8 protein-coding genes and 1 pseudogene are annotated in these 9,410 nt (G+C 60.7%); 7 read left to right on the top strand and 2 right to left on the bottom strand.

Annotated features, from left to right (window positions below; all coding sequences use genetic code 11):
- Positions 1 to 98 precede the first annotated feature (98 nt).
- The 7 genes from AC1DU9_RS21335 (at position 99) to AC1DU9_RS21365 (ending at position 8,556) form a co-directional block, all read left to right on the top strand.
- Entirely contained in the window at positions 99 to 818 is a 720-nt protein-coding gene (locus AC1DU9_RS21335; RefSeq protein WP_223459711.1) for a response regulator transcription factor, read from the top strand.
- Positions 808 to 2,229 (top strand): histidine kinase sensor domain-containing protein, encoded by a 1,422-nt coding sequence (locus AC1DU9_RS21340; RefSeq protein ID WP_477810758.1) that lies wholly within the window; start codon positions 808 to 810, stop codon positions 2,227 to 2,229. The genes AC1DU9_RS21335 and AC1DU9_RS21340 overlap by 11 nt, the downstream gene beginning before the upstream one ends.
- Positions 2,230 to 2,397: 168 nt before the next feature.
- Positions 2,398 to 3,300: a cysteine synthase CysM gene (gene cysM, locus AC1DU9_RS21345; protein ID WP_108215288.1), complete on the top strand. Its 903-nt coding sequence runs from the start codon at positions 2,398 to 2,400 to the stop codon at positions 3,298 to 3,300.
- Positions 3,300 to 4,652: a 23S rRNA (uracil(1939)-C(5))-methyltransferase RlmD gene (gene rlmD / locus AC1DU9_RS21350; RefSeq protein ID WP_477810759.1), complete on the top strand. Its 1,353-nt coding sequence runs from the start codon at positions 3,300 to 3,302 to the stop codon at positions 4,650 to 4,652. Before cysM ends, rlmD begins: the two co-directional genes overlap by 1 nt.
- A 121-nt stretch (positions 4,653 to 4,773) precedes the next feature.
- Entirely contained in the window at positions 4,774 to 7,017 is a 2,244-nt protein-coding gene (gene relA / locus AC1DU9_RS21355; RefSeq protein WP_108215290.1) for a GTP diphosphokinase, read from the top strand.
- Between the two features lie 134 nt (positions 7,018 to 7,151).
- Positions 7,152 to 7,985, top strand: a complete 834-nt coding sequence (mazG, locus tag AC1DU9_RS21360) for a nucleoside triphosphate pyrophosphohydrolase (RefSeq protein ID WP_477810760.1) — start codon at positions 7,152 to 7,154, stop codon at positions 7,983 to 7,985.
- A gap of 28 nt (positions 7,986 to 8,013) precedes the next feature.
- The gene (locus AC1DU9_RS21365) at positions 8,014 to 8,556 is read left to right on the top strand and encodes a DUF2058 domain-containing protein (protein WP_108215292.1); all 543 of its coding nucleotides are present in this window, start codon (positions 8,014 to 8,016) and stop codon (positions 8,554 to 8,556) included.
- A 69-nt stretch (positions 8,557 to 8,625) separates the two neighbouring features.
- Here the strand turns inward: AC1DU9_RS21365 and AC1DU9_RS21370 are convergent, their stop codons facing one another.
- The gene (locus AC1DU9_RS21370) at positions 8,626 to 8,814 is read right to left on the bottom strand and encodes a hypothetical protein (protein WP_223456119.1); all 189 of its coding nucleotides are present in this window, start codon (positions 8,812 to 8,814) and stop codon (positions 8,626 to 8,628) included.
- A 435-nt stretch (positions 8,815 to 9,249) separates the two neighbouring features.
- A pseudogene (locus AC1DU9_RS21375) lies at positions 9,250 to 9,410 on the bottom strand (group II intron reverse transcriptase/maturase); the annotation flags it as partial.

Consider the following 9,410-nt stretch of genomic DNA (forward strand, 5'->3'; position numbering starts at 1 on the left):
GGCCCGGGCGACTCTTTGGCGATACGGACAAACCGTGGGTTGCCCCTGGCGAGGCAATCTTGAATAATCGCTCAACTGAGAATTGTTTGCAGATAGTCATGACTCCCATCACTGCTGGTCTCCCCCGAATCCTGTCCATCGAAGACGACCTTGTGCTCGGCGCCTATGTTCACGAGCACCTGGACCGCAGCGGCTTCCAGGTGACCTGGTGCCAGAACGGCCAGGAAGGCCTGGACATTGCCCGCCGGCAACCTTTCGACGTGGTGTTGATGGATATCCTGCTGCCGGGCATGGACGGCCTGGCGGTACTGACTCAATTGCGCCAGAGCCATTCCACCCCGGTGTTGCTGATGTCGGCCCTCGGTGCCGAGGCCGATCGCATCAGCGGCTTTCGCCTGGGGGCCGATGATTACCTGCCAAAGCCCTTCAGCATGGTGGAGTTGCGGGTGCGCATCGAAGCCATTCTGCGGCGGGTGGCACTCGACCGCCGCCCCGCGCCCGCCGTGCCGGCCCTGTCGATGGACAGCCTGCGTTTCGACGATGAAAGCTTCGACGTCTTTTACGGCGAACAGGCCGGTGGCCTGACCCGCAGCGAGTATCGGCTGCTGGAGACGCTGCACCGTAGCGCCGACGAAGTACTGAGCAAAGCCTTCCTCTATCAGCAGGTGCTGCAGCGTGGTTACGCGGCCCATGACCGCAGCCTGGACATGCACATCAGCCAGATCCGCCGCAAGCTCAAGGCCATTGGCTACACCGAGCGCGAAGTGCGTACGGTATGGGGCAAGGGTTACATCCTGAGCGCCGCCGATGAAATGTAACTTGCCGGGCAGGCATTCGTTGTTCTGGAAACTGGCTTGTCTGCTGGTGGCGTTCTGCTTGCTGATGATCTGGCTCAGTTGGTCCTGGGGACGCTACATGGAGGAACGCAATCAGTTCCTCTCGGATGAAGCCCGGGGCACCCTGACGCACTATGCCGCGCAGGCCGAGCAAGCATGGCGACAGCGCAAGAGCGCCGGCGTCGATGAATGGTTGCAGGACATCCAGTTGCATGAAGCCAGTTGGGTGGGTGTGATCGGCGGTGATTTGCAGTCGTTGAGCAGTCAAGCGCTGACGGACCGGGAAATCGAGCACCTGACTTTTTTGCGCGGCCTCGATTGGCCCATCCACAAGAAAGGCCGGCCGTGGATGCGCATACCGTTTCCCGGCGACCCGTCCGCCGGCAGCCTGGTGATCGAGCTGCCTGAACGCTTTCTGCCTGGGCAATACCGGTTGTTCTGGCGGGTGATCACCAACGGCGTGATTCCGGGGTTGTTCACCTTGCTGCTGTGCGTCGGGCTCTACCGTTTGCTGGTGGTGCCGCTCAACCACTTGCGTGAGCAGGCCAACGCCTGGCGTGCCGACCAACTGAATGTGCGCCTATCGAGCCGCACCACCAATCGTTCCGATGAATTGGGTGAGCTGGGGCGGGCGTTCGACCATATGTCCGAACTCCTGCAAAGCACCGTGGCCTTGCAGCAGCAACTGCTGCGCGACTTGTCCCACGAATTGCGTACGCCTTTGAGCCGCCTGCGGGTGGCCAGTGAAAGCGAGCAGGGGCTGGAGCCATTGCGCGAACGCATCGGCCGTGAGGTCGATGGCATGCAGCGTCTGGTGGATGACACGCTGCAACTGGCCTGGCTCGATACCGAGCGCACCCGATTGCCCGACGAAGCCATTCAGATCCAGGCCCTGTGGGAAATGCTCACGGAGAACGCCAGCTATGAAAGTGGCTGGCCCGATACGCAGTTGCAATGCACGGTGGATGCATCCTGTTGGGTTCGCGGTCATCTCAACACCCTGGCCCAGGCATTGGAAAATATTCTGCGCAATGCGATTCGTCATTCGCCAGCGGGAGGCATTGTCCAGCTGGGTGGCCAGCGTGATGGCGATTTCTGGCACCTGTGGCTGGAGGATCAGGGCGATGGTGTGGCGCAAGCTGATCTGGAGCGGATCTTCCTGCCGTTCACCCGACTCGACGGTTCGCGGCCAGGGGATGGTGGATTCGGACTGGGCTTGAGCATTGCCCGGAACGCGGTGCAGCGTCAGGGCGGACAGCTGTGGGCGCAGAACACCGGGAGCGGGTTGCGCTTGAATATGCGGTTGTTGGCGGATGATGGCGGTGTCCGTGACGACGCCATCGCGAGCAGGCTCGCTCCTACATTGACCGTGTTTGAACCGCGAAACGTGTGATCACCCCGGTACCCTGTGGGAGCGGGCTTGCCCGCGATGAGGTCCTGATGTTCACCGCAAAATATCTGCTTATTCCCATAAACCATAAGCACCACACTTTGCGTGATATGGCCTGCGAACGTTTGCCGGTATGATAGACGCCCCCGCAGTCTGGATTGCGAATACGCCATGACCTTGCAGTACCCAACCATCGCCGATTGCGTCGGCAACACTCCGCTGGTTCGTTTGCAGCGCCTGCCCGGCGCCACCAGCAATACCCTTTTGCTCAAGCTCGAAGGGAACAACCCGGCGGGATCGGTCAAGGACCGTCCGGCGCTGTCGATGATCACCCGCGCCGAACTGCGCGGGCAGATCCATCCTGGCGATACGCTGATCGAAGCGACGTCGGGCAACACCGGGATCGCCCTGGCCATGGCCGCCGCGATCAAGGGTTACAGGATGATCCTGATCATGCCGGACAACTCCAGCGCCGAGCGCAAGGCAGCCATGACGGCTTATGGCGCCGAGCTGATTCTGGTCAGCCAGGAACAGGGCATGGAAGGCGCCCGTGACCTCGCGCAGAAGATGGAAGCCGAGGGTCGCGGCAAGGTACTGGATCAGTTCGCCAACGGTGACAATCCCGAGGCGCACTACACCACCACTGGCCCGGAAATCTGGCGCCAGACCCAGGGCACCATCACCCATTTCGTCAGTTCCATGGGCACCACCGGCACCATCATGGGCGTGTCGCGCTACTTGAAAGAGCAGAACGACAACGTGCAGATCATCGGCCTGCAACCGATGGAAGGTTCGGCGATCCCGGGTATCCGCCGCTGGCCTCAGGAATACCTGCCGAAGATCTACCAGGCTGACCGCGTTGACCGGATCGTCGACATGGCCCAAAGCGAAGCCGAAGACGTGACCCGTCGCCTGGCCCGCGAAGAAGGCATTTTCTGTGGCGTGTCCTCGGGCGGCGCCGTGGCGGCAATGCTGCGCCTGTCCAGAGAAGTTGAAAACGCAGTGATCGTCGCGATCATCTGCGACCGCGGCGACCGTTACTTGTCGACCGGCATTTTCGACGCGCCCAACTGATGGCCAAACATGAAAGAGGCCTGCGCTTCCAGCCCACCGGCGGCAGCAAGGCCCCGCAAATCCCGACCGGCAAAAAGCAGCGCCTGACCATCGAGCGCCTGGCCAATGACGGTCGCGGCATCGCGTTTTTCGAAGGTCGTACCTGGTTCGTCATCGGTGCGTTGGCCGGCGAAGAAGTCGAGGCTCGCGTACTCGGTGCCCACGGCAAAGTGGTCGAGGCGCGGACCGAGCGGGTGTTCAACGCCAGCGAATTGCGCCGTCCGGCGCCGTGCGCCCATGCCGGCCGTTGCGGCGGCTGCAGCGTGCAGCATCTGCCCCACAACGAACAACTCGCCCTGAAACAGCGCATGCTCGCCGAGCAATTGTCCAAGGTCGCCGGTGTCGCGCCCGAGGAGTGGGCCGAACCATTGACCGGTCCGGAATTCGGCTACCGTCGTCGCGCCCGTGTGGCGGTGCGCTGGGACATCAAGGCGAAGAAACTCGAAGTCGGGTTCCGCGCCGCCGGCAGCCAGGACATCGTTGGCATCGATGATTGCCCGGTGCTGGTACAACCCTTGCAGCCCATCATGACCCGCTTGCCGGAGATGCTGCGGCGCTTGAGCAAACCTCAGGCACTCGGGCATGTGGAGTTGTTCAGCGGCTCGACCTTGGCGGTTTTGCTGCGGCACATGGCGCCGTTGTCCGACGCCGACCTGACGATCCTCAAGGATTTCTGCGCGTTCCACGATGCACAGTTGTGGCTGCATGGCGACGGTGAACCGCAGCCGGTCCAGGCCGATCAGTCCTTGGGCTATCGTCTTGAACAGTGGGGGCTGGAGCTGGCATACCGTCCCGGGGATTTCATCCAGGTCAACGCCGCAGTCAACGAAGCGATGGTCGCCCAGGCGCTGGACTGGTTGAAGCCGACCGCTGATGAGCGCGTACTCGATCTGTTCTGTGGCCTGGGCAACTTTGCCTTGCCACTGGCCAAGGCCGCTCGCGAAGTGGTGGCGGTCGAAGGTGTGCGGGTGATGGTCGATCGGGCAGCGGCGAATGCGGCTAGCAATAATCTGCATAACGCGAAGTTTTTTCACGCCGATTTATCCCAGCCTTTGACGGACGCCGAATGGGCCGCCGAAGGCTTTTGTGCGGTACTCTTGGACCCACCGCGTGACGGTGCTTTCGAGGTTGTTCACAAGCTCAAGACCCTGGGCGCCGAACGGTTGGTGTACGTGTCGTGCAACCCGGCCACTCTGGCGCGTGACACGGTCGAATTGATCAAGCAGGGCTACCGGTTAAAACGTGCCGGGATTCTCGATATGTTTCCTCAAACGGCACATGTCGAGGCCATGGCGTTATTTGAAGCGAGCTAGGATGCTCGTCTGGTCCGACTGGCCCGCCCGTGCAGCCGCGCACCAGCCCGACGTGGGCGCATGGGTAACGAAGGTCAGCGAATTGACGCATTGAATCTGCGTCGTAGGGAAGGTAAGCAAGATGGTACAGGTGAGAGCACACCAGCCGATCAACACCGACGGCAGTATCAATCTCGAGGCTTGGCTCGATCACGCGGTGAGTGTCGATCTGGCACTGGATCGCGAAGCCTTGAAAGAGGCCTGCGAGTACGCTCGCGAGGCCGAACAACAAGCCAATGCGGCACAGAATCTGTGGTCGGAAGGGAACTCCACGTTTCGTACCGGCCTTGAGATCGCCGAGATTCTCGCCGATCTCAAACTCGATCAGGACTCACTGGTCGCCGCGGTCCTGTACCGGGGCGTGCGCGAAGGCCAGATCCCGTTGCCGGCAGTCAGCCAGCGTTTCGGCCCGGTGGTGGCCAAACTCATCGACGGCGTGCAACGCATGGCGGCGATCAGCGACAGCCTGAGTCCGCGCAAATCCTTGGTGATGGGCACCCAGGGCCAGGTGGAAAACCTGCGCAAGATGCTGGTGGCCATGGTCGACGACGTTCGCGTCGCCCTGATCAAGCTGGCCGAGCGTACTTGCGCCATCCGTGCGGTGAAGACCGCCGACGACGAAAAACGCAACCGCGTCGCCCGTGAAGTCTTCGATATCTACGCGCCACTGGCCCATCGCCTGGGTATCGGTCACATCAAGTGGGAACTGGAGGATTTGTCCTTCCGTTACCTGGAGCCGGACCAGTACAAGCAGATCGCCAAGTTGCTCCACGAGCGGCGCCTGGATCGCGAGCGCTTCATCAGCGACGTGATGAGCCAGCTGAAAAACGAATTGCAGGCCACCGGCGTCGATGCCGACATCAGCGGCCGGGCCAAACACATCTATTCGATCTGGCGCAAAATGCAGCGCAAGGGCCTGGAGTTCAGCCAGATCTACGACGTTCGAGCCGTTCGCGTACTGGTACCGGAAATGCGCGACTGCTACACCGCGCTCGGCATCGTCCATACCCTGTGGCGGCACATTCCGAAAGAGTTCGACGACTACATCGCCAACCCCAAGGAAAACGGCTATCGCTCGCTGCACACGGCGGTGATCGGGCCCGAGGGCAAGGTGCTGGAAGTGCAGATCCGCACCCATGCGATGCACGAAGAAGCCGAACTCGGTGTGTGCGCGCACTGGCGCTACAAGGGCACCGACGTCAAGTCCGGCTCCAATCACTACGAAGAGAAAATATCCTGGCTGCGTCAGGTGCTCGAATGGCACGAAGAGCTGGGCGACATCGGTGGCCTGGCGGAACAGCTGCGGGTCGATATCGAGCCCGACCGGGTCTACATCTTTACCCCGGACGGTCACGCCATCGACTTGCCGAAGGGTGCGACACCGCTGGACTTCGCCTACCGCGTACACACCGAAATCGGTCACAACTGCCGCGGCGCCAAGATCAACGGGCGCATCGTGCCGCTCAATTACAGCCTGCAAACCGGTGAACAGGTCGAGATCATCACCAGCAAGCACGGCACCCCGAGCCGCGACTGGCTGAACCCGAACCTGGGTTACGTCACCACATCGCGGGCGCGGGCGAAGATCGTTCACTGGTTCAAGTTGCAGGCCCGTGACCAGAACGTCGCGGCCGGTAAAACGCTGCTGGAGCGCGAGCTCAATCGCCTCGGTCTGCCCGCGGTGGATTTCGACAAGCTGGCCGACAAGGCCAACATGAAAACCGCCGAAGACCTGTTCGCCGCCCTCGGCGCCGGGGATTTGCGCCTGGCGCAACTGGTCAACCTGGCGCAGCAACTGGTCGAGCCGGAGCGCGGAAACGAACAGCTGGAGCTGATCCCACGCAAGGCCACCGGCTACAAACCGGGCAAGCGCGGCGATATCCAGATCCAGGGGGTCGGCAACCTGATGACCCAGATGGCCGGCTGCTGCCAGCCGTTGCCGGGCGATGCCATCGTCGGTTACATCACCGTGGGTCGCGGCGTGAGCATTCACCGCCAGGACTGCGCCTCGGTGCTGCAGCTGGCCGGGCGCGAGCCCGAGCGAATCATCCAGGTCAGCTGGGGGCCGGTGCCGGTGCTCACTTATCCGGTGGACATCGTCATCCGCGCCTACGACCGTTCCGGTCTGCTGCGTGACGTCTCGCAGGTGCTGCTCAATGAGCGGATCAACGTGCTGGCGGTCAACACCCGTTCGAACAAGGAGGACAACACCGCGCTGATGTCCCTGACCATCGAGATTCCGGGGCTGGACGCATTGGGGCGGTTGCTGGGGCGGATTTCCCAGCTGCCGAACATCATCGAAACCCGGCGTAACCGTACGCCTTGATGGCATGTTTAGCGCCGATCCACTGTGGGAGCGAGCTTGCTCGCGATGACGGCTTAACATTCAGCACATGTGTTGTCTGACAAGCCGCTATCGCGAGCAAGCTCGCTCCCACAGGTTCTCGCAGAGTTTAGTAAATGTATTCACTTCAAGACCTGCTGCACCTGATGAACCGCCTGCGCGACCCGCAGTACGGCTGCCCGTGGGACATCAAGCAAACCTGGGCCACCATCGTCCCGCACACCATCGAAGAAGCCTATGAAGTGGCCGATGCCATCGAGCGCGGCGACTTCGATCACGTGCAGGGCGAGCTAGGCGATCTGCTGTTCCAGGTGGTTTATTACAGCCAGTTGGCCCGGGAAGAAGGGCGCTTCGAGTTTGAAGGCGTGGTCGACAGCATCACCCGCAAGCTGATCCGCCGTCATCCCCACGTGTTCCCCACCGGTGACCTGTATGCGCCGCTGGATGTCCCGCGTTTGAGTGAGGAGCAGGTCAAGCAGCGTTGGGAAGAGATCAAGGCCGAGGAGCGCGCGGAGAAATCTTCAGCGCCCGAACAGCTGTCGTTGCTCGATGATGTGCCCGCCGCTTTGCCAGCGTTGTCCCGTTCGGCAAAATTGCAGAAGCGCGCGGGGCAGGTCGGGTTCGATTGGCCAGACGCCTTGCCGGTGCTCGATAAAGTGCGTGAGGAGCTCGATGAAGTCCTCGAAGCGATGTCGGAAAACGATCCCGAAGCCGTGGCCGACGAGATCGGTGACCTGCTGTTTTCCGTGGTCAATCTGGCGCGGCATCTCAAGGTCGATCCGGAAACCGCACTGCGTGGCGCCAACGGCAAGTTTGAACGACGCTTTCGTTTTATCGAACAGGCATTGCGCGACACCCGCCGTCCCATGGAAGATTGCACCCTCGAAGAGTTGGACGCCTTGTGGGGCGAAGCCAAACGTCAGGAAAAGAATTTGCCCAGCTGCGGTTGAGCAGTGGCCTAAGTGAGTAATAAGCACCATGAGCATTTCCCTTCGCGACCAGTTGCTCAAAGCAGGGCTGGTCAACCAGAAGCAGGCCAAGCAGGTCAGCAAAGACAAGCAGAAACAACAACGCCTGGCCCACAAAGGCCAGATCGAGCTGGATGACTCCCAGCAGCGCGCGGCGCAGGAAGCCATGGCCGAGAAGGTCAAGCGCGACCAGGAACTCAACCGCCAGCAGCAGGAGAAGGCCGAGGCCAAGGCCCGTGCCGCGCAGGTCAAGCAATTGATCGAAGTCTCGCGCCTGCCGAAATTGACGACCGAGGATTACTACAACTTCGTCGACGACAAGAAGGTCAAGCGCATCTGCGTCAACACCCTGATGCGCAACAAGCTCAGCAGCGGTTCGCTGGCCATCGTGCATCACGCTGGCGGCTACGAAGTGATTCCGCGCGAGGCGGCACTGAAGATTCAGGAACGCGACCCACAGCGCATCGTGCAATTGAATGTGCAGACCGAAGAGGTCGCTGCCGAGGATGATCCGTACGCCGCCTATAAGATCCCTGATGATCTGATGTGGTAACACGCTGAAGGCTGCAATACGACAAACCCCGCTCATGGCGGGGTTTGTCGCTTTCAATGCTGTGTTTGCCTATGCGGAGCGCAATTCGCGTTGCTGCTCCAGGGTTTCCAGTTCGGCCTTGTAGTTTTGCGCATCGGTCTCGGAATGGAACATCCCGACCAGCAGGTCTTGTTGATGCACATCCCAGATCCGGATACCAGCGGCTACACCCTCGTGGGATTTATGTGAATCGTCGCGTTCAGTTACTTTTACGGTCATCTGCTAGCTCCAATCTCTGTTATCTGCAGCAAGGCATGTGCAGGACTTTGTTATAGGGTTTGGTAGCTTGCTAAGTAAACGACTGAGTTTGGTAAGGGTTTTTTGCAAAAACGGAAACAGTCCTGCAGCCCGCGCAATCCGCGACATTCAGTCGCAGGGTGTCAAGTTTCATGACAAACGTTTCATGTTGAGAGCACCGCAAATCCAGTGTCGAGCATAAAACCAGTGGGAGCGAGCTTGCTCGCGATGAAGGCGTGTCAGCCAGCATTGATACTGACTGATAAGCCGCCATCGCGAGCAAGCTCGCTCCCACAGGTTTTGCATCTGCCTTTAGGTTTCTCAAGGCAATCGGCATAGGGGACGGCCTTCATAGACCGTACCCCTGCCACACCACCCGGCATGCGGGTCCGCACCGGGCGGTTCGAGGGATTGAGGTCAGGAGAGACGTGGAAGTCCCAAGCGATCAAACCACGCGAGATTAAGCACCCAATTCAAGGCCCATCGACTGTTGTCCCACCAACGACGGGTGTTACATGCCACTTTCTGGGCGACTTCTTTACTCGCACCCAAAGCCCGCAATTCGCGATAAGTCGTCG

It is taken from the genome of Pseudomonas sp. P4_C1, from assembly GCF_056402155.1.

What these genes read in the sequence shown, in the direction of transcription:
- AC1DU9_RS21335 (WP_223459711.1), top strand. Translation starts at nt 99, where the DNA reads ATGACTCCCATCACTGCTGGTCTCCCCCGAATCCTGTCCATCGAAGAC.
- AC1DU9_RS21340 (WP_477810758.1), top strand. Translation starts at nt 808, where the DNA reads ATGAAATGTAACTTGCCGGGCAGGCATTCGTTGTTCTGGAAACTGGCT.
- cysM (WP_108215288.1), top strand. Translation starts at nt 2,398, where the DNA reads ATGACCTTGCAGTACCCAACCATCGCCGATTGCGTCGGCAACACTCCG.
- rlmD (WP_477810759.1), top strand. Translation starts at nt 3,300, where the DNA reads ATGGCCAAACATGAAAGAGGCCTGCGCTTCCAGCCCACCGGCGGCAGC.
- relA (WP_108215290.1), top strand. Translation starts at nt 4,774, where the DNA reads ATGGTACAGGTGAGAGCACACCAGCCGATCAACACCGACGGCAGTATC.
- mazG (WP_477810760.1), top strand. Translation starts at nt 7,152, where the DNA reads ATGTATTCACTTCAAGACCTGCTGCACCTGATGAACCGCCTGCGCGAC.
- AC1DU9_RS21365 (WP_108215292.1), top strand. Translation starts at nt 8,014, where the DNA reads ATGAGCATTTCCCTTCGCGACCAGTTGCTCAAAGCAGGGCTGGTCAAC.
- AC1DU9_RS21370 (WP_223456119.1), bottom strand. Translation starts at nt 8,814, where the DNA reads ATGACCGTAAAAGTAACTGAACGCGACGATTCACATAAATCCCACGAG.